We start from the raw sequence: 20,650 nt of genomic DNA, 5'->3' as shown, positions 1-20,650 counted from the left end.
TTATAAACTTTTCAGGAGCATAAACATGTTTAAGAACCTTTTTGCTAACCTGCAAAAAGTTGGTAAAGCTCTGATGCTACCAGTGTCAGTTTTACCAGTTGCAGGTATTTTACTAGGTGTAGGTGCTGCCGACCTAAGCTTCATTCCAGATATCGTTTCTAACCTAATGGAACAAGCGGGTGGCTCAGTATTCGGCCAAATGGCACTTTTATTTGCTGTTGGTGTAGCACTTGGCTTCACTAACAACGACGGTGTAGCAGGCCTTGCTGCAATCGTTGGCTACGGCATTATGACGGCAACACTAGGCGTTATGGCTGGTGTTATGGGTGTTGAAAAAATCGATACAGGTGTACTAGGTGGTATCCTTGTCGGTGGTGTGGCTGCTTGGGCATTCAACCGTTTCTTCAAAATTCAACTTCCAGAGTACCTAGGCTTCTTCGCTGGTAAGCGTGCTGTGCCAATCATCACTGGTTTCACAGCGATCGGTCTAGGTATTGTTCTATCTATCGTATGGCCTCCAATCGGTGGTGCTATTGCATCATTCTCTGACTGGGCTGCTCACCAAAACCCACAAGTTGCGTTTGGTATCTACGGTATCGTTGAGCGTTCACTAATCCCATTCGGTCTACACCACGTATGGAACGTACCATTTTTCTTCGAAGCAGGTACTTGTGTTAACGCTGCAGGCGAAACTCAAAACGGCGTACTAACTTGTTACCTAGTTGCTGATGAAGCATCTCGTGCTGCGGGCAACGGCTTCGGTCAGCTAGCAGGTGGTTACATGTTCAAGATGTTCGGTCTACCAGCTGCTGCTATTGCTATCGCTCACTCTGCTAAGCCAGAAAACCGTGCGAAAGTAATGGGTATCATGGCGTCTGCTGCACTGACTTCATTCCTAACTGGTATCACTGAGCCAATCGAATTCTCATTCCTATTCGTAGCTCCTGTACTATACGGTATCCACGCTCTACTAGCAGGCTCTGCATACGTAGTGGCTAACACTCTAGGTTTTGTACACGGTACTTCATTCTCACACGGTCTAATCGACTTCCTAGTTCTTTCTGGTAACGCACAGAAGATGGGTCTGATGATTGCTGTAGGTGTTGTATACGCTGCAATCTACTACGTAGTGTTCCGTGCTGTAATCAAAGCGATGGACCTTAAAACTCCAGGTCGTGAAGACGAATCTGAAGAAGCATCTGTTGCGACAGGTTCTGACTTAGCAGGTGAGTTGGTTGCTGCATTTGGCGGTAAAGCAAACATCACTGGTCTAGACGCATGTATCACTCGTCTACGTGTTGCAGTAGCTGACACAGCTGCAGTTGACCAAGACAAGCTAAAACAACTAGGCGCTGCGGGTGTTGTTGTTGTAGCGGGTGGTGTTCAGGCTATCTTCGGTACTAAGTCTGACAACCTGAAAACTGAAATGGATGAGTGGATCCGTAACCACGGTTAATTCCCACCTACTCATCTAAATTGCGAAAAGGAGGCTTAGGCCTCCTTTTTTTCGTTTGTACTAAAGTCAGAGACTCCGCGACGTATGTTTTGGTTTGTTACAAATCGCTGCTCTTGTAGGCGGCATCTTTGCGGCACATTAACTTTTGTCTGACACTAAGGAGGCCTGAGACAGGATAATTGTACGCTGTTTTATATTATCTAAGATATGGGGGTTGTATGAACAAAGCGCTCTTTTCAGGTGCACTAGGGACACTACTTTTCGCTGTTTCTTTTTCTTCTAGTGCTGATGAACCACAAAAAACCGACTTGTCAGTAGGGATGGCATTGGATCAAGACCTGAGTGTTGTGGTTGAAATCGATAGTCAGTATCGTTTTACCATTGGTAACGATGGCGGTGCTTTTGATTACATCTTATCGCGTGGAGAGTTTGATCAAAGTATGCCCGTATCATGGTACGTTGGCGTAGGTGGCTGGAGTGAGTGGGAAGGTAAGGAGTTTGGCGCTCGATTACCACTTGGCTTAAAGTGGGACATCAGTAAAGGTTGGAACATGTATGGCCAAATCCATCCAGAGCTGGACTTGTATTCAGGGGCGAAGCTACAAGTAGGTGGTGCACTGGGCATTAAGTACTCGTTTTAAGTTAGCCGCAATAGGGGGGAGCTCCCCCCAAAAGCTCGATTAAAAACGCCAAGTTAAGCCGACGTTGGTAGAGAACTGGTTCATCCAAGATGTTTTAAATTGAATCACACAAGAATCTGAGCCAGTTGTCGGGAGGTTACATACTCCTTTAGTGTCATTGTCAACGACGGTACCTAACCATCGGGCTTGAACATTGGCCGCAAGATAGTTGGTAATTTGGTATTCGAATCCGCCAAAAATTGATGCTGAAAAGCCAAGTTTGTCGTCTACCCACTCTGCATCTACGTAAGAACCTCCCAACCCAAGCCCTAGATAAGAAGAAAAATCCTGACTCAGTTCATATTGGATGCTGCTTTGAAAATGCAAATAGTGCATATCAGAATCCAAGTTGACCTGTTCTACTTTGGTGGTTTGTCGAGTATAGAACAAGCCTATTCGTCCGTTGTCTAGATCGGTTTCGACACTCAATCCCAAGTTGGCAGACGCTTCAAGATCAAAGTCATCGCCATCTTGGTTTTCAACACTGCCACCTAGGGTATATCCCATCCATGGCGTGACATACAGTTCGGCTGCATAGCCGTGAGTTGCTCCGAGTAAACATAAGAAAACTCCCGTGCGGATAACAAAGTTCATACTGGCTCCAAAGATTGAATACACCTACTAATTGTGATGCTAACGCCATAATTAAGCACAAAAAAAACGCAATTATTGAAGATGATTCACAGTGATGTTATTACTTTGTTAAACAAGAAGGAGGTGTCTATGGAACACGATCTCAAATATGCCCTAATCATCACGGCTGTCGTCTTTTCCGTTTTAATTGGATTTGGCGTTGTCGCGATATCGACAATGTAGAGAGTTTTGAATGCGAAATAGCGGTGTGGTGACAAACGCTGCGGTACAACTCGATCTTCAGAACTTCAAAAAGTACACCGGCGGTAAAAATGCGTTGGTTGCTCAAGGTGGCGGCCAAAGGGGTATTTTTACCTCTGGTGTATTAGATGCCTTTCTCTTATCAAACTTCGATCCTTTTCATTCTTTCTACGGCACGTCCGCCGGTGCGCTGAATTTATGTGCGTTTCTTTGTCGTCAGCGTGGTATTGGTAAATCCTTTATTCTCGATTTGACCACAGACCCTCAGTTTTTCCATCTGTTTAGCTATATTCGCCGTCGCCAATTTTTGGGTTTAGATTGGGCGCTCGATCGCGTATCTGACTACCCGTATCGTCTTGATATTGATATGGGACGACAGGTGCTCGCTGGGCGAGAAGCGTTTGCAGCGGTGACCGATACTCATAAGTTGATGGATCACTATTTGCCAATGCTCAGTGAGGATTGGAAAAAAGTCCTAATTGCGACCTGTGCGATTCCACGGTTGTACAACCAACCGGTCGAATTTGAACATGGTATATACGTGGACGGTGGTGTGTCTGCATCAATACCTGTACAGGAGGCGTGGCGCCGAGAGGCGCGGTGTATCGTAGTGATTCGAACCGAAGGCGACGATTTGGTGACGGGCACGAAGGAAGTGGTAGAAAGCGAGCCCGTAGAATGGTTTCGCGATTCGTTTAACTCGATACAAGGCCATTGGCAGAGTAAATTGATGCAATGGAAATCTGACTGGAACATGTTTTTGAGTGAGCAAGTCTCTAGAGCACATCGGCATAAGGGCATAGTAAATCACTTTGAGGCATTGAATGGAGGGCGTTGGCTATTTGGAGCCGATGATATCTACAGGCTTAGCCACCTTCTTGGAGATAAATTTGATTCTGGGTTGGCGGATATGTTGATGGTTCATTATCAGACCTATTCGTTAACCCAAGATTTTCTCCAAGCACCGCCAGATGATTGTTTTATTGTCCAGATAAAACCCGAAGAGCCGCTGCGCTCAAGCTCATTGCTGAGTGAAAAGGAGAGCTTGTTGCATGACTATCAGTTGGGATTCGACGCCGGCTTTCGTTTCGTTGAAACCTATAGTCAGCTTATTCCACAAAAAATGAAATAGGGAGCGTCGCTCCCTATTATGGTTTTAGCGATCTGGTCAGGCAGACAGAATGCGCATACAGTTGGTCGAACCAACCACATCCATTACATCGCCCTGAGTAATGATCACAAGGTCACCGTCGTCTAACAGCCCTCGTTGTTTCAGGGCCTCGACCGCCGCTTGCGCCGTGACTAACCCCGTATCTCCTTTAGAATCAAAATAAACCGGAAATACCCCGCGATATAACGCTGAGAGATTCAGCGTCGCTTCGTTGCGCGATAAAGCGAAAATAGGTAAACCAGAGCTCAGCCTAGATGTCATCAATGCGGTACGACCAGATTCGGTTAACGTGATGATGCCTTTTATGCCGCGCATATGGTTGGCGGCGAACATGGTGGACATCGAGATTGTCTCTTCGCTGCTTTCAAAAACCTCTTCCATTCGATAGCTCGAACGGTTGATGTCGGCCATCTTCTCGGCCCCTAAACAGACCTCTGCCATGGATCGTACGGTTTCTAATGGGTATTTACCTGCGGCAGTCTCGCCAGATAGCATCACGGCATCGGTGCCATCGAGCACGGCATTGGCGACATCCATCACTTCGGCTCGCGTAGGCATCGGGTTTTCCATCATCGACTCCATCATCTGTGTCGCAGTAATGACGGTTCTATTTAACGCTCTAGCACGTCGTATAAGCTGTTTTTGCACGCCAATTAGCTCAGGGTCACCTATTTCCACACCAAGGTCGCCACGCGCCACCATGACGGCGTCTGAAGCTTTAATGATGTCATCGATATTCTCTTTGGTCGCAACAGTTTCTGCTCGTTCTACTTTGGCAACCAGCCTTGCGTGAAGCCCTGCATCGCGAGCTAAGCGCCTTGCGTATTTCATGTCTTCGCCATTACGCGGGAAAGAAACCGCAAGGTAATCGACTTTGAGTTCGGCCGCGAGCTTAATATCATTCTTGTCTTTTTCAGTCAGGGCATCGGCGGAGAGGCCACCGCCTTTCTTGTTGATGCCTTTGTTATTGGATAGCGCACCGCCAATGGTCACTTTGGTACGAACCTCTGTGTCAGTGACGCCAATGACTTTCAATTGGACTCGTCCGTCATCGAGCAGAAGAACATCACCCGCAGACACATCTTGAGGCAGCGCTTTGTAATCCAAACCTACGGCATCCTGATTGCCTTGACCCGCAGGAAGCGCACTGTCGAGCGTAAAATTGTCACCGACATTGAGGTGGATTTTTCCTTCTGCAAACGTCGAAACACGGATCTTCGGCCCTTGTAGATCGCCAAGAATCGCAATGTGTGTACCCAGTTTAGCGGCGATGTTGCGTACACGAGTCACACGTTGGCGATGGTCGTCGGCGGTACCATGCGAGAAATTCATGCGAACGACATTCACGCCCGCTTCGAGTATTGCTTCTAATATTCCAGGCTTATCTGTTGAAGGTCCGAGTGTTGAGACGATTTTTGTTCTTCTTTGTGGTGAGGTCATTATGATCTCCTTGATCTGACTCTGCGTGATAATTAGTAATTTTAGACGGGTAGGAAAAATACATAATTATTTATGCAAAAAAATAGAGCATGAAATGTGATAAAGCCTTCGCTATTTGACTGGGTACACAAAGAAACATGTTTATACGTGACACTTGTCACGGCGATCTATCAAAGCTCTTCACAATTACTTCGCAAAGTAAAAAAATTACCTAGTTGTTGATATTCGGAGCACTCTATGTACATGGCTCAACCTGGCCATATTGATCATATCAAGCAGGTCAATGCTGGACGGGTCTATAAACTCATTGATCAAAAAGGGCCAATTTCTCGCATCGATTTATCGAAGGAGAGTGAACTGGCACCCGCTAGTATCACTAAGATTACTCGTGAATTGATCGAAGCCCACCTCATTCATGAAACAACCGTGCAAGAGGCCACCAGTCGGGGGCGACCTGCGGTTGGTTTGCAAGTGAACAATGAGGGTTGGCAATTTTTGTCGATGCGTCTTGGCCGAGGCTACTTGACCATTGCTCTGCATGAATTGGGCGGTGATGTATTGATTGATACAAAAATCGACATTCATGAAATCGATCAAGAGGATGTGCTTGCTCGTCTGCTGCATGAAATTGACGAGTTTTTCCAGACCTATTCTGACCAACTTGACCGTGTGACGAGTATCGCTATCACTCTTCCTGGCTTAGTGAATTCCGAGCAGGGCATTGTGTTACAGATGCCACACTACAACGTCGAGAATTTGGCTCTTGGCCCAGAAATCTATAAGGCGACAGGGCTCCCCGTTTTCATTGCCAACGATACGCGTGCATGGGCGTTGGCGGAGAAGCTCTTTGGTCACTCCCAAGAAAACGATAACTCGGTGTTAATCTCCATCCACCATGGTTTGGGCGCAGGCATCATACTCGATGGCCGAGTGTTACAAGGTCGTCATGGCAATATTGGCGAGCTCGGGCATATTCAGATCGACCCAAATGGTAAACAATGTCACTGTGGAAATCGCGGTTGTCTAGAGACCGTGGCGAGTTCGCAAGCTATCCGTAGTGAAGTGGCAGAGCGTATCGCGAACGGTGAAACATCAATATTGTCAGAAATAGAAGAAATTTCTGTTGAAGACATCTGTGAAGCCGCAGAAAAAGGTGATGCGCTAGCGGTTGATGTTGTAGAGAAGCTGGGGCGTTATCTAGGATCGGCCATTTCGATTGTGATCAACCTTTTCAACCCTGAGAAGATATTGATTGGTGGCGCGATTAACCAAGCTAAAGAAGTGCTTTATCCTGCGATTCAAACATGCATCGAAGAGCAAAGCCTTCCTGTTTACCATCAAGATCTTGAGCTGGTGGAGTCTCGATTCTACAAACAGGCAACCATGCCGGGCGCAGCACTGATCAAGCAAGCGCTCTATGACGGCCTATTATTGATGAAAGTGATCGAGGGCTAATGCCTTCGGTTACTCACTTACTATCTATCTTTTCACTAAACCCCTATAATCTTTCTGTTATTAGCAGACTATACTTTTGCTAGTAGAGGGTTTGAGGCGCTGAGTCTTCATCACTGGTGCCATTGACCTCGGTCTCTGTTTCCATATCTACACTTTGTTAAAATACAAATTAGTGGTCTTGGTATTAGTTTTTACCTTAGTCTTTCTTTAGACTATTTTGTTTATATAACCTTTTGGTAGAGAAGTGGTATGTCTGGAGTTTTAAATACGGTTGATCAGCGTACGAACCTAGTTGGTGAAAACCGTTTAGAGTTGTTGTTATTTAGTCTAAACAGTAGACAGATCTTTGCCATTAATGTGTTTAAGGTTCGCGAAGTCATTAAAGTGCCACAGTTGACGAAAATGCCGGGGTCTCATCACAACATTACTGGCGTTGCTTCGTTGCGTGGTGTGTCTGTTCCTGTCATTGACCTTCGCAGTGCGATTGGTTTTCCTCCTTCTCGCCAAGAAACACAAGAACAGAACTTAATCATTACCGAGTATAATCGTACCGTACAAGGCTTTTTGGTCGGTCAAGTCCGTAATATCGTCAATACCGCATGGACGGAAATTCAGCCGCCACCAAAAACGGCAGGGCGCTCAAATTACCTTACCGCGATTACGCGAATTAAAGATGGCGAGAACCAAGAAATCGTCGAGATTATCGATGTAGAAAAAGTGCTCGCTGAAATCATCGATTACGATGTGTCGATTTCGGAAGGTGTTCTGGATGAGCAGTTGGCCGCTGAAATGGTCGGCCGTAACGTACTGATCGTTGATGATTCCTCGACAGCTCGTGCGCAGGTCAAAGGAACCTTATCTCAACTCGGCTTGAATATCATTGAGTGCCGAGACGGCCTTGAAGCTCTGGCGCTGCTAAAATCGTGGGCGGATGAAGGTAAGAATGTCGTCGAAGAACTGTTACTCATGATCACTGATGCTGAAATGCCAGAAATGGATGGCTACAAGCTGACTCATGAAGTACGTAGCGATCCAAGAATGAAAGATCTTTACGTGACTCTAAACACATCACTTAGCGGCAGTTTCAATGAGGCGATGGTAAAGAAAGTAGGCTGTGATCGATTTATTTCTAAGTTCCAACCCGACCTATTGGTTGAGGTTGCTCAAGATAGGTTGAGGGATATACTCACCAACTAAGAAGTATTGCTTTAAAAACGAAAAGGGTCTTAGGGACCCTTTTTTTGTCTTTTAATGAAAATCCCGTGACCGACTTTGTAGCCCTTCGAGCTTATCAGTCATATCAGTGAGTCGCCCTGCGATTACATGGGTCACTTCCCCTTCTCGTTCTAAAATCCCTTTCACCATGAGTATTTTGGCGGTGAGATAGGCTTGCTTTTGCGCTCTTGCGGTGGCTTGCCAGACCACCACATTGATGTTGCCCGTATCATCTTCAAGAGTAAAAAACGTAACACCTGCCGCCGTTCCAGGGGCTTGTTTTCCTGTGACCACACCAACAACGGTTACTAACGATTGGTGTGGACGCGTCATGAGTTCACTCATACGGGTAAATCGTCCCAACATTCCCGCCTTGTCGAGTAAACGAATAGGGTGCTGCTGGAGAGAAAGTCCCGTTGCGGCATAGTCTTCGATCAGGGTCTGCACCTCAGAGGGAGCCGAGACTGGCATTGAATCTGTCTCTTGAATGTCTTTAAACAGTGGCAAATCAGAGAGTGAATCCATCATGGACCAACGGGTCTGGTAGCGATTATTGGCGATGGATTGCATTGCGTTGGCTGACGCGAGCAACTCGATATCACGTCGATTTAAACCAATATGTTTGAGTTGATTCGGGTGGTTGAATCCTTGTTTCCCGCGAGCCTTGATCAACTGGTGGCTACTCTCAATGCTGAATCCTTTGATTTGTCGTAAGCCCAGTCGAATCGCAAATTTATCACCACATTTTACGACTTGATGGTCGTACAGCGATTGGTTAACGCAGACTGGTAATATCATGACATTATGACGTTTTGCATCTTGAACAAGCTGTGAAGCACTGTAAAACCCCATAGGTAAGCTATTGAGTATGGAGGTGTAAAATGCTTCAGGATAGTAGTGTTTTAACCAAGCCGAGCAATAGGCAAGCACCGCAAAAGAGGCGGAGTGGCTTTCAGGAAAACCGTATTCACCGAAGCCTAAAATTTGGTCAAAAATACGTTCGGCAAACTCCAGCTCATAGCCGCGACTGAGCATGCCTTCAATCAGTTTGGTTTTGAATTTGATTAAGTCCCCATTTTTCTTCCAAGCGGCCATCGCGCGGCGTAAGGAGTCGGCTTCACCGCCACTGAATCCGGCGGCCACCATGGCTAGCTTGATCACTTGCTCTTGGAAAATGGGGACTCCCATCGTACGTGACAGCACTTCTTCCACCTCTTTGGAGGGGTAGGTTATCGGTTCGACCCCATCACGGCGCTTGAGAAATGGGTGGACCATATCGCCTTGTATTGGGCCAGGGCGAACGATAGCGATTTGAATGACCAAATCGTAGTAGCAGGCGGGTTTAAGGCGCGGCAACATGCTCATTTGAGCACGCGATTCAATTTGAAAGACACCTACGGTATCCGCTTTCTGGATCATTCGGTAGACGTTGGTGTCGTCTTGTCTTCGCGTGATCTCTGCGATGCTGAGCTCTTGGTTGTGCAGCTTTTTGACCCAATCAAAGCACTTGCGGATGGCACTGAGCATTCCGAGCGATAGGACATCGACTTTGAGCAGTTTTAAGCTCTCGAGGTCATCCTTGTCCCATTGAATGACGGTTCTATCTGGCATAGAAGCATTCTCGACAGGCACCAATTGATGAAGAGGCCCTGCCGCAATCACAAAGCCGCCAACGTGCTGAGAGAGATGCCGAGGAAACCCCATGATTTCATTAACCAAGGCGATAAACTGCTCACCCTTAAGTGAGCTTGGTTGCAATCCTAGCTCAACAATCTGTGCTTGCCAGCCTAGAGAGCGATCACGACGATTGACGTTTTTATTGAAGTAGTCGAGTTGGCTCTCTTCAATGCCTAGTGCCTTCCCCACATCACGCACCGCACTTTTAAAGCGATAGGTAATGACGGTAGCGGCGAGTGCAGCGCGCTCACGGCCATACTTTTGGTAGATGTATTGAATCACTTCTTCGCGACGTTCGTGCTCAAAGTCGACATCAATGTCGGGGGGCTCATTGCGCTCTTTACTAATGAAGCGCTCAAACAGGACCGAGATTTGGCGCGGGTCGACAGAGGTGATTTCCAAACAGTAACAGACCACCGAGTTTGCTGCTGAACCTCGCCCTTGGTAGAGAATGCGGTTACGTTTGGCAAACATGACGATGTCATGAATGGTTAAAAAATAAAATGGGTAGTTGAGCTCTTCAATCAGATCGAGCTCTTTGTCTATTGTCTCTTCGACATGCGCAGGTACGCCTTCAGGAAAGCGTAATTTTTTGCCATGCTCCACGAGTTTACGTAAGTAGGTGTTGGGAGATTCGCCGTTAGGGACCAGTTCACTTGGGTACTGATATTGGAGCTCGCCCATCGAAAATTTACATCGTTTGGCAATATGAACACTCTCTTCAAGCCACTCCGGTTTGAACAGTTTGCTGAGTTTTTCTTTGCTGCGTAGAGTGCGCTCCGTATTGGTCAGTAAGTGGCTGCCAATATTATCGACACTTTTTCCTAACTGAATTGCCGTGAGAACGTGTTGCAGCGGCAAGCGTGTCGCAGTGTGCATTAAGACGCCACCGCAGGCAGTAATCGGCAAAGCCAATTCTTGGGCGAGTCGCTCACAGTGCTGTAAGTATTGCTTCTCGTCCGAGCTTAAATGGCGTTGTATGCCTATCCATAATCGATGTTGGTGATGCTGTGTTAGCCATTGCCCCCATTTGAAATCCATGTCTTGATGTGAGGGTAACCAAATGACTAAACAGTGTTTCACTGTCATCAAGTCCCACTCTGAAAGTTGATACTGGCCTTTTTCAGAGCGCCTTCTAGCATTGGTAATGATGCGACACAGCTCTGCGTAGGCATCATGGGTTGGACAAAGGAGCACCACTTGGCACTCTTGATTGAGCCAAAACATGCTGCCAATAATGAGCCGAGTGTTAAGCTGGTGTGTTTTTATCGCTTTGTATGCTCGCACAACACCGGCTACCGAGCACTCATCGGTGATCGCCAATGAGTGATAGCGTAAAAAATCGGCTTGTAAAATCAGCTCTTCAGCGTGGGATGCGCCAGTCAGAAAAGAAAAATTAGTCTGGCAGAACAGTTCTGCGTACTTCATGGCCACCTCTAACTAAATACACCGTGCAGAAACCATTGCATCTGTTGGTTACGAAATACCCACAGCCAACGTCCTGCATCACTGCGTGCGATAAAGTAATCTCGTGTCATTTCATCGCCGTCCCACCAGCCTGTCACAAAGCGTTCAGGGCCATGAATTATGCTGACTTTTTCAGCTAAAGGCTCAGGCTCTGGCATCATCAAAGAAGGGCGAAGACGTTGGATGTTGGGCTTTAGCGGAATGGGGAGTTCCGGTGAGCAGAGCAGGGTGGCTTTTTCTGGCCTTGGGTCATCACTCATCGCGACTTTACGAACCCGCTCATGACCGAGTTTTGCTTGCAACAAGCCAATCAGCTCAAGTTCGCTTTGCTGCCCTTGGCGACCGGCGAAAATGTCTTTACTGCTCGACTCGAGCTCCCCCCCGCGAATCAGGCTGAGAGTGAGCCCTTGCACCGGCGCCTCTAGCTTGATGGACTCAAGAGTGAGTTGGCATAGCGTCATCCAACGATGAGCCAAGTAGTCACCAGAGGCGGATGTAAAGGTCACCGAGCTGTCTTGATGATCGCGCTGGTGGAGAGTTAATGCGAGTTCATAGCCAACTTGATTACGTAGAGTAAGAAAGATCTCTAGTTTGTTGAGTAGCTTGCCGAGTGGTTTTTCCAGCCATTGAATGTGCTCAATATCAAACAGAAGTTCGAGATAACTTTGGAACTGCTCTGGTGGATGGTAGAAATCCATCGGGTGTTTGAATTGCCCCATCAATCGCCCTACGTAGTTCACCAAATCAATATCGAATCGACGAGCGATGTCTTGCATGGGGAGTTCAAGTAATTGATGCAAATGAGTGACACCGACGCGGGACAAGGTCTCCACTTGTTTTGGGTCGAGCTCAGTGGCAATCAGAGGGTAGCGTTGGAGGCGCTTAACGATCTCATCCTTATCATGGCAGATGAATTGGCCTCCTGATTTAGCCAATAACATCGCTGAGAAAGGCGAAAATCCAGTTGCGAAATGAAATGTCAGTTTAAGCGTACTAAGGTGACGAAAAACGTGTTGCCAATAAGCCGTAAGCCCGCCATAAAGAGAAAGCATGTCGGTGGCCTTGAGCAAAATGCCTTGAGGCGGGAAAAGAGCAATATCTGAGGTGACCATATAAAGCCACTGGGCAATATCGAGCAATGTCTTATGCTCAACACTTTCATCATAAGGATGTACTTGCAGTTGTTGGCATAATGCACTGGCGCTGCCAAGCCCCATGCCAAGATTAATACCTTGCTCTCTAGCCAGCGCATTACGTTGTACAACTTGAAAACGTTTACCTTCGACGATGATCAAAGGCTGTTCCGATTGCTCGGCGTAAAGTGCGTCAAGCTGCAAGGTAGGAAAATGAAGATAGATCCAAAGCTGCATCGTTACCCCTGCCTGCGTAATGGAAAGGGTAAGATAACCGGCTTGTTGGGCTGCACTGTCAAAGATGGCCAGTAATGGCGCATATCCAGTACAAAGCTGCCGTGTGGCCACCCTCCTTTACGTTTGGTTATCGCCACTTCAAGACCAAGGGCATGGGGCTGTAATGCCATACTTAAGCTAACAGGGAGCGAGAAGCGATTTTTTTGCGCCGACTTAAAGAGAAAAGAGAGGCTGTTGCCCGTTTCGCTCGCGACTTGCAACCGCCGAGCTTGGTGAACTTCGATTTCTGTCGCCCAGAGCAAAACATTACTGCATGCACCGCTTCTTAAGCATTGCTCTGCGGCCCACAACGCTTCTTTTTGGCTTTTGGGATAAATAAGCAGGGCTTTATTACAATCGATGCCTTGTGAAGCAAGGTGCTGCGCGCATAGGTAACCCGGCGGTTGAATGAATACCGCTAAGCGCTCTTGGCTAGTCTGTTGTAGGTGTGGAATCAGCAAACGTAGTTCACCAATTCCCTGCGGCGATTGCAATTCAATAACGCCATGTTTAGGGAATCCACCTTCTAGCTTTTGGTCGAGTAACGAGTACCCCGTTGCGTAATAGTCTTGAGACTCGGGAGTCTGGTTACCCTGCCAAAGCCACTGTTTCTGCTTGAGATGTTCGATCAGTTCATACATAACAAAATACCTGTATATATATACAGTATAATTGTTTGTGAACTATCGGCAATAGCGAGACGAGTCGAGCGGATAAAAAAACGCCTTGTGTTTCCTAGTTGAGAACACAAGGCGTTGATTATTATTTGGAAAATAAATCAGCCGTTCGAGTTATTTTTTTGGTTGTGCGTCGATACACTGACCATTCACGTCTTTACTTTCAGGGCTCATCAAGTAGAGGTAAAGCGGCATAATATCCAGTGGTGTTTTGAGCAAATCAGTATCTTCTGCTGGATAAGCTTTGGCGCGCATTGCGGTGCGAGTGGCACCAGGGTTAATTGCATTCACGCGAATGTGTGTATCACTTAACTCATCAGCCAATACCTGCATCATGCCTTCAGTAGCAAACTTAGACATCGCGTATGTGCCCCAAAAAGCTCGACCGCTGTGACCTACCGTTGAAGAGGTGAACACAATACGCGCGTCGTCTGATTTGTGCAGTAGCGGCAAAATCGCTTGAGTCATCAAGAATTGTGCTTTCACATTGACCTGCATAATATCGTCGTAAGTATCTTCACCGATTTGATCAAATGGGCTGATGACTCCCAATAGGCTGGCATTGTGTAAAACGCCATCTAAGCGACCAAATTGACCTTCAATGGTATCCGCCATATCAAGATAGTTTTGCTTTGTCGCACCTTTCATATCCAGTGGAATAATGGCTGGCTGAGGGTAACCTGCCGCTTCAATTTCGTCGTAGGTCTGCTCCAGCTTTTTCACTGTACGACCAAGCAAGATCACCGTAGCACCACGCTCTGCATAAGAGAGTGCCGCTTGCTTACCGATACCCGCGCCCGCGCCAGTAACCAAGATGACTTTGCCTTTCAGGGCATCTGAAGAAACAGCATAATCCACGATCTGTATCCTTATTGTAATGATTTACTTTATGATTCCGTAAGATGGTGGTTACAATACACTAATTCGCACTATTAGAGGATAATCGCATTGGAATTTTTATTGGACTATGGCCTGTTTTTGGCCAAGATTGTGACTGTTGTGGTCGCGATTGTAGCGATTTTAGTTTTTGCCAAAGCGGTAGGTGGTAAAAGCGGCGGCGCGAAGGGTGAACTGGAAATTACCAACCTCACTGAGCAGCATAAAAACACGGTTGAGCAGTTAGAGCATCATCTGCACGATGCCGCTTTCATTAAAGCGCGTGACAAATCAGAGAAGAAGCAAGAAAAAGAGAAAAACAAATCGCGAGAGAAAGAGATCAAGAAAGCCTCGAAAGAGGGCGATCTGGACAGCAAACGTGAGCCTCACTTATTTGTTTTGGATTTCAAAGGCAGCATTGATGCCAAAGAAGTCGCTTCTCTACGTGAAGAGGTGACTGCGATTTTAGCGGTGGCACGTGAAGGCGATGAGGTACTACTGAGACTAGAATCTGGTGGTGGTATGGTTCACGGCTATGGGCTGGCGTCATCACAGCTCGATCGAATTAAAGCCGCGAATTTGCCGCTCACAATTGCCGTGGATAAAGTCGCGGCCAGTGGCGGTTATATGATGGCGTGTATCGCCGATAAAATTGTCTCTGCACCGTTTGCAATTGTGGGTTCAATTGGTGTGATTGCCCAATTGCCAAATTTCAATAAAGTGCTGAAAAAATACGACATTGAGTATGAGCAGCTAACAGCAGGCGAATACAAACGTACTTTGACTATGTTTGGCGAAAACACCGATAAAGCGCGTGAGAAATTCAAGCAAGAGTTAGAAGAGACCCACGGCCTGTTCAAAGACTTTATTCGTGAACGTCGCCCTGAACTCGAGTTAGACAAAGTTGCGACAGGGGAACATTGGTTCGGTACTCAAGCCCACGAGCTTGGTTTAGTTGATGAGATTAAGACCTCTGATGACCTTGTTGTGGAAGCATGCAAAGATAAAACCGTACTGGCGATTCACTACGTTGAGAAGAAGAAGCTAACGTCTAAACTTGCTGGCATGGCAGGTGAGGCTGCAGACAGCGTACTGATGAAGTTGATTGACCGTGGCCAGCGCCCAATCGTCTAAATAAAGTCACACTTGTAGAATCAAAGCGCCTATCGAATGATGGCGCTTTTTTGTATCAGGGGATAACGTGTAGTCAATGTTGGCCACTAGATTCCCGCGAATAGGTGAAATAGAAACTCCCACAAGCCGTAGGGTAACCATTTATAATATGGTACGCAGGGTATATACTTACTTTATGTCGGATTTTTACAGAAGTCCTAGGTACACTGGATGTTAATTAAAAAACAAGAAGCGCCACACGATATGCAAATAGGCGCTCGATTTGAAACAAAAAAACATGGCTATGTTACGGTAATTGAATACTACAATACGCATACCGTTATTGTGGCGTTTGAAAATACCGGAAATATTCGTTCTATTACTGCTGCAAAACTGCGCAGTGGACAAGTTTCTGATCGCTCTGTTCCACCTCAGTCGTCGATGGTCGGTGAAAGAGTCGAGTCAGTTAAGCACGGCATTTTAACTATTATTCAAGTTGAGTCTGAGAACATTGTTGTTCTTGAAAATGAATATGGCGAAGAAATTCGTATGTTACTTCCTGCCGTGCAAAAATTACGAGATAGAGTAGAGGAAGACACGGAATGCTCCAAGCCTGAAATGCCAACTTCTTTAAGTGCTCTAACGAAAAGAAATAAAAAGACCAAAGATGTTAATAGTCTTTTGAAGAAAATGCTTACCGATTACGGAAAATAATCATAGCTATTATTTAACACCGTTCATAACGCCAGATCACACTTTAGTTTTCTCTCGATATCTTTTATTTCAAACATGCTTTTTGTTTACAGCTCCTTTCGCGGTGTTAGTGACAAATTGTGTGTTTGAAACTTCATTTTGCGTGATCTTGGTCACGGGGGCATTTTGGTTTTGTGATGGTGATCTATTCTGTTTTAGGGCAATTTGGATATTATTCATCTCAACAAATAAACGAAAGCACACAGCTTTCTGATTAAAACCCTACGAGAAGAATATTATGAAAAAGATTATGGTTGTATGCGGTAATGGCCTTGGTACTTCATTGATGATGGAGATGGCCGTTAAAGAAGTTGCTGGAAAAATTGGTTTAGATGCAGAGGTTGATCATGAAGATCTCTCTTCAGCAGCATCAAGTAGTGCTGATATTTGGGTTGCTGCAACTGATGTCGCAAACCAATTAGCTGAAGCGGGTAAAACAAATATTGTTAGCCTAGCAAATATTTTTGATAAAGCGTCTATTGAAGAACAATTAAAAACTTTCATGTAAGGAAGTAAACTATGGCTAATTTCTTTGAATTCATGCTGGGCTTATTAAAAGAGCCAGCAATCATGGTTGGTTTAATTGCTTTTGTTGGATTGATTGCACAGAAGTCAGATATATCAACTGTTTTAAAAGGCACTATTAAAACCGTAATGGGTTTCCTAATTTTAGGTTTTGGTGCGGGTGCACTTGTTGGTGCGCTAAATCATTTTTCAACGGTATTTACCGAAGCATTTGGTGTAAGTGGTGTTATTCCAAATAACGAAGCAATCGTAGCATTAGCTCAAGAAGCATTTGGCTACGAAATGGCATTAATTATGTTCTTTGCTTTCGTAGTAAATATTCTATTGGCTCGTTTTACTCCGTTAAAATATATTTTCTTAACGGGCCACCACACTATGTTCATGTCTATGCTTGTTGCTGTAATCCTATCTACAGCGGGTATTAAAGGCACTGTATTAGTTGCTATGGGCTCTGTGATTGTTGGTTCGCTGATGGTGATCATGCCAGCACTTGCTCAGAAATACACTGAGAAAGTCATGGGCACTGACCAGCTTGCGATGGGTCACTTCTCTACGTTTTCTTACCTGGTATCTGGTTACATTGGTAGCAAGTTTGGTGATACGTCGAAAACAACGGAAGACATTAATGTACCTAAGAGCTTAATGTTCCTACGTGATACACCAGTAGCGGTCGCGACAACCATGGCAATCTTCTTCATGTTTGCTTCTATCATCGCTGGTGGTGAGTTTGTTGAAACCGTATCCGGTGGCCAAAACTGGGTAGTGTTCACCTTTATGCAATCTTTAACATTCGCAGGTGGTGTCTACATCGTACTGCAAGGTGTGAAGATGCTAATTGCAGAAATTGTTCCAGCGTTTAAAGGCATCTCTGACAAGCTCGTACCAGGTGCAAAACCAGCACTAGACTGTCCAATGGTATTCCCAGTTGCACCCAATGCGGTACTTATTGGTTTCCTATCATCGTTTGCCGCGGGTCTAGTAGCGATGGGTATCCAAGGCATGTTTGACTGGACGATTATCGTTGCGGGTGTTGTGCCTCACTTCTTCGTGGGCGGCGCGGCAGGTGTTTACGGTAACGCAACCGGCGGTCTACGTGGTGCAATTCTAGGTTCGTTCACACAAGGTCTGTGTATCTCGTTCCTACCAATGCTTCTTCTTCCGGTTCTTGGTGGCCTAGGTCTTGAAGCAACAACATTCGCTGACTTTGACTTCGGTGTGGTTGGTCTGATTCTAGGGTGGTTAGTATCATGAGCATTATGAATCTGATTGGCGATAACATTGTTATCTCAAACGAGCAAAACTTAACGGTAGACAACGCACTTGATATCACTTGTTCTAAGTTGCTTGAGCAGGACAAGGTAGATGCTACTTACTTAGAGGCGATTAAACAGAAACACAAAGAAATCGGTGCATACTATGTACTGGCGCCGAAAATCGCAATGCCTCATGCTCGCCCAGAAGATGGTGTCAATGAAGCCGCTCTGCAAATCACAGTGTTTAAGAATGGTGTGGATTTAGGGTCAGAAGATAACGGTGATGTGTTTTTCTCCGTCACTTTGGCAGCGCTAGATTCAGACAGTCATATTCAAACGATTGTTGCATTGTCTGAGCTGTTTCAAAACGATGATGACATTGACGCGATCATTAGTGCAGAAAACGAATCGGCTATTGCTGAGATTCTAAATAAGTACTAACGAAATAGTTCCCCCTTACTGAAAAGTATCAAGCCCTCGCTAGTCACGAGGGCTTTTTCATTATGAGACGAATAAAAAACGCGCCTGAGTTAGGAGCGTTTTGATTTAAATCTTATTGAGCTTTCGCTTGGCCGTTTGGTTTACGGCGTTGCTGACCGTTTCCGCTATTGCCAGCGTTGTTGCTCTTTGGCTTGGTGTTTGATGGTTTACGTTTTGATTGACCACTGTTACCACGGCTTTCTCCGTTTGGCTTGTTGTGACCAAAGTGACGCTTGTTTTTGCTTGCTGGTTTATTACCACGAGCATTGTCACCTGAGCGTTGACCGTCCTGATGATCAACTTTTGGCTTTTTCGGTTTTTTAGGCTTCTTCGCTTTAATTGGTCGCGTATCCAATTTTGATTCAGGCAGTTCGTTTGTCGGTTTGAAGCCCTCTAACTCAAGGCGAGGAAGAACTTGCTGAATTAAACGCTCGATGCCAAACAGCTCGCTGGCTTCTGCGGCTTCTACTAAGGAGTACGCTTTACCCACTTCGCCCGCTCGACCAGTACGACCGATGCGGTGCACGTAGTCTTCCGATACGTTTGGCAGCTCAAAGTTAACTACTTGCGGCAGCTGAGGGATGTCGATACCACGTGCGGCAATATCTGTTGCAACCAGAACTTTAACTTCACCCGATTTAAAATCTGCTAGAGCGCGAGTACGAGCGCCTTGGCTCTTGTTACCGTGAATTGGCGCCGCGGTAATGCCTTCTTTGTTGAGGAAAAAGGCTAAGCGGTTAGCGCCATGCTTGGTTCGGCAGAACACTAGGGTTTGCTTCCAATCACCGTCTTTGATCATCTTCACCAACATTGGCGCTTTTTTGCGTTTGTCTGCTGGGTAGATGCTTTGTTCAATGGTAACCGCAGTGGAGTTCTCTTTGCTTACTGAAACTTCGATTGGGTCATTAACCAAGCCTTTGGCGAGCTCGCGAATCTCCGCAGAGAAGGTTGCCGAAAAAAGCAGGTTTTGACGCTTAGCAGGCAGCAAAGCCAGAATCTTACGAATGTCACGAATGAAACCCATGTCTAGCATGCGATCGGCTTCATCAAGCACAAGCACTTCGAGTTGATCAAACTTAATCGCTTTTTGTTGGTAAAGGTCGAGTAGGCGACCTGGCGTTGCAACCAGCACATCCGTACCTTTGCGAAGTTTCATCATCTGCGGGTTGATCTTCACACCGCCAAAAACCACGTTAGAGGTCAAGCGCTGGTAGCGGCTGTACTTAAATACGTTTTCTTGTACTTGCGCGGCCAGTTCACGTGTAGGTGTTAGGATTAGAGCACGAACGTGGTTGCCCTTGACGCGAGTGCCATTGTCTAGACGCTCTAAGATTGGCAGAGTGAAGCCAGCAGTTTTACCTGTACCTGTCTGCGCTGCCGCCATTACGTCTTTGCCTTGTAATACGGCAGGAATGGCTTGCTCTTGAATTGGGGAAGGTTTGTCGTATCCCTGATCTTCAATGGCTTTAAGGATTGGGGCAGAAAGGCCTAAAGAGGTAAAACCCATATATTGTTCTCTGTATGAAGTGACTCGCGGCTCGAATTAGCGGGCGAGAAAAAGGGCGCCATTCTGAGCCCTTTAGGTAATAACATCAACACAAATTATCGTTCATTGTTTGATAAGTGGCCAAGCAAAGGCGGTTTGGTTGCGAAAAAGCCGAGTATCAATCCACTAAGTGCACCATACATATGGGCTTCCACGGCGACGCGTGCTTGAATCAGTTCAGACGTGGACTGGGACGCGCCCATCGTCATCTCCCACGTCACCTTGGCAAGAACACCGATTACCATTAGCCAACTGCTTTTTCGACCATTGAGTGCTTCTTGCAAAGCAAAATAGGCGAATAAACCGTGCAGCACGCCTGAGAGGCCGACATAGCTGGTCATATCGCTAAATAAATTGAGCAAACCAACTGCTAGGCTTATGAAGAATAGAGCAAAAATAAAGCTGCGGTGCTCAGGCTTAAAAATAAAGTGGATGACCCAAAGGCCTGCTAAATTCATGACTAGGTGTGCAAAGTTGGTATGGGTGAAGTTTCCTGATAGGATTCGCCACCATTGACCCTCAGAAATCCATTGGCGATGCCACTCAGTGAGTGAAGAAAGAGGTTCAAACTGCAGCCCTAAACAAACTAAACTGACAGCCATTAACGGAAAATAAAAACGCAC

The 20,650-nt window shown here is 46.1% G+C and carries 19 protein-coding genes; 11 read left to right on the top strand and 8 right to left on the bottom strand.

The window, feature by feature from the left end:
- Positions 1-25: 25 nt before the first annotated feature.
- Positions 26-1,456, top strand: a complete 1,431-nt coding sequence (ptsG, locus tag OH458_RS01595; RefSeq protein WP_269977062.1) for a PTS glucose transporter subunit IIBC — start codon at positions 26-28, stop codon at positions 1,454-1,456.
- 218 nt (positions 1,457-1,674) lie between these two features.
- Positions 1,675-2,097, top strand: coding sequence for a hypothetical protein (locus OH458_RS01590; protein ID WP_269977061.1), 423 nt, complete (start codon positions 1,675-1,677; stop codon positions 2,095-2,097).
- 39 nt (positions 2,098-2,136) lie between these two features.
- Here OH458_RS01590 and OH458_RS01585 read toward each other — a convergent pair whose 3' ends face one another.
- Entirely contained in the window at positions 2,137-2,730 is a 594-nt protein-coding gene (locus tag OH458_RS01585) for an outer membrane beta-barrel protein (protein ID WP_269977060.1), read from the bottom strand.
- A gap of 129 nt (positions 2,731-2,859) precedes the next feature.
- Here OH458_RS01585 and cydH point away from each other — a divergent pair, with 129 nt between their 5' ends.
- Positions 2,860-2,952 (top strand): cytochrome bd-I oxidase subunit CydH, encoded by a 93-nt coding sequence (gene cydH, locus OH458_RS01580; RefSeq protein ID WP_150114119.1) that lies wholly within the window; start codon positions 2,860-2,862, stop codon positions 2,950-2,952.
- Between the two features lie 10 nt (positions 2,953-2,962).
- On the top strand, positions 2,963-4,102 hold the full coding sequence (locus OH458_RS01575; protein ID WP_269977059.1) for a patatin-like phospholipase family protein: 1,140 nt from the start codon (positions 2,963-2,965) through the stop codon (positions 4,100-4,102).
- A 36-nt stretch (positions 4,103-4,138) separates the two neighbouring features.
- Here the strand turns inward: OH458_RS01575 and pyk are convergent, their stop codons facing one another.
- Positions 4,139-5,581: a pyruvate kinase gene (gene pyk / locus OH458_RS01570; RefSeq protein WP_269977058.1), complete on the bottom strand. Its 1,443-nt coding sequence runs from the start codon at positions 5,579-5,581 to the stop codon at positions 4,139-4,141.
- 237 nt (positions 5,582-5,818) lie between these two features.
- On the opposite strand from pyk, the gene mlc reads away from it, so the two are divergent.
- Entirely contained in the window at positions 5,819-7,036 is a 1,218-nt protein-coding gene (mlc, locus tag OH458_RS01565) for a sugar metabolism global transcriptional regulator Mlc (RefSeq protein ID WP_039627713.1), read from the top strand.
- A 249-nt stretch (positions 7,037-7,285) separates the two neighbouring features.
- Entirely contained in the window at positions 7,286-8,233 is a 948-nt protein-coding gene (locus tag OH458_RS01560; protein ID WP_269977057.1) for a chemotaxis protein CheV, read from the top strand.
- A gap of 51 nt (positions 8,234-8,284) precedes the next feature.
- Here the strand turns inward: OH458_RS01560 and OH458_RS01555 are convergent, their stop codons facing one another.
- The 4 genes from OH458_RS01555 to OH458_RS01540 all read right to left on the bottom strand — a co-directional run bounded on the left by OH458_RS01555 (position 8,285) and on the right by OH458_RS01540 (position 14,339).
- Positions 8,285-11,356 carry an error-prone DNA polymerase gene (locus OH458_RS01555; RefSeq protein WP_269977056.1) on the bottom strand — a complete coding sequence of 1,024 codons (3,072 nt, stop codon included), beginning with the start codon at positions 11,354-11,356 and terminating at the stop codon, positions 8,285-8,287.
- Positions 11,357-11,364: 8 nt separating this feature from the next.
- Positions 11,365-12,765, bottom strand: a complete 1,401-nt coding sequence (locus tag OH458_RS01550) for a Y-family DNA polymerase (protein WP_269977055.1) — start codon at positions 12,763-12,765, stop codon at positions 11,365-11,367.
- Positions 12,766-12,767: 2 nt separating this feature from the next.
- Complete coding sequence (gene imuA / locus OH458_RS01545) at positions 12,768-13,445, bottom strand: translesion DNA synthesis-associated protein ImuA (protein ID WP_269977054.1); 678 nt, start codon at positions 13,443-13,445, stop codon at positions 12,768-12,770.
- A gap of 150 nt (positions 13,446-13,595) precedes the next feature.
- Positions 13,596-14,339: a YciK family oxidoreductase gene (locus tag OH458_RS01540; protein ID WP_005473051.1), complete on the bottom strand. Its 744-nt coding sequence runs from the start codon at positions 14,337-14,339 to the stop codon at positions 13,596-13,598.
- A 90-nt stretch (positions 14,340-14,429) separates the two neighbouring features.
- Here OH458_RS01540 and sohB point away from each other — a divergent pair, with 90 nt between their 5' ends.
- The 5 genes from sohB (at position 14,430) to OH458_RS01515 (ending at position 18,442) form a co-directional block, all read left to right on the top strand.
- On the top strand, positions 14,430-15,491 hold the full coding sequence (sohB, locus tag OH458_RS01535; protein ID WP_269977053.1) for a protease SohB: 1,062 nt from the start codon (positions 14,430-14,432) through the stop codon (positions 15,489-15,491).
- Positions 15,492-15,701: 210 nt separating this feature from the next.
- On the top strand, positions 15,702-16,184 hold the full coding sequence (locus OH458_RS01530) for a hypothetical protein (RefSeq protein WP_269977052.1): 483 nt from the start codon (positions 15,702-15,704) through the stop codon (positions 16,182-16,184).
- Between the two features lie 277 nt (positions 16,185-16,461).
- Positions 16,462-16,731: a PTS sugar transporter subunit IIB gene (locus OH458_RS01525; RefSeq protein WP_038134134.1), complete on the top strand. Its 270-nt coding sequence runs from the start codon at positions 16,462-16,464 to the stop codon at positions 16,729-16,731.
- A gap of 11 nt (positions 16,732-16,742) precedes the next feature.
- Positions 16,743-17,999: a PTS ascorbate transporter subunit IIC gene (locus OH458_RS01520; protein WP_038134135.1), complete on the top strand. Its 1,257-nt coding sequence runs from the start codon at positions 16,743-16,745 to the stop codon at positions 17,997-17,999.
- On the top strand, positions 17,996-18,442 hold the full coding sequence (locus OH458_RS01515; RefSeq protein ID WP_269977051.1) for a PTS sugar transporter subunit IIA: 447 nt from the start codon (positions 17,996-17,998) through the stop codon (positions 18,440-18,442). Before OH458_RS01520 ends, OH458_RS01515 begins: the two co-directional genes overlap by 4 nt.
- Positions 18,443-18,554: 112 nt before the next feature.
- On the opposite strand, the gene OH458_RS01510 is transcribed toward OH458_RS01515, so the two are convergent.
- On the bottom strand, positions 18,555-19,988 hold the full coding sequence (locus OH458_RS01510; RefSeq protein WP_269977050.1) for a DEAD/DEAH box helicase: 1,434 nt from the start codon (positions 19,986-19,988) through the stop codon (positions 18,555-18,557).
- 95 nt (positions 19,989-20,083) lie between these two features.
- Positions 20,084-20,650: a rhombosortase gene (gene rrtA / locus OH458_RS01505; RefSeq protein WP_333482535.1), complete on the bottom strand. Its 567-nt coding sequence runs from the start codon at positions 20,648-20,650 to the stop codon at positions 20,084-20,086.

It is taken from the genome of Vibrio sp. MarTm2 (assembly GCF_027587055.1).
GTDB lineage: Bacteria > Pseudomonadota > Gammaproteobacteria > Enterobacterales > Vibrionaceae > Vibrio > Vibrio sinaloensis_D.
This window is presented reverse-complemented; position numbering and strand designations above follow the sequence as displayed.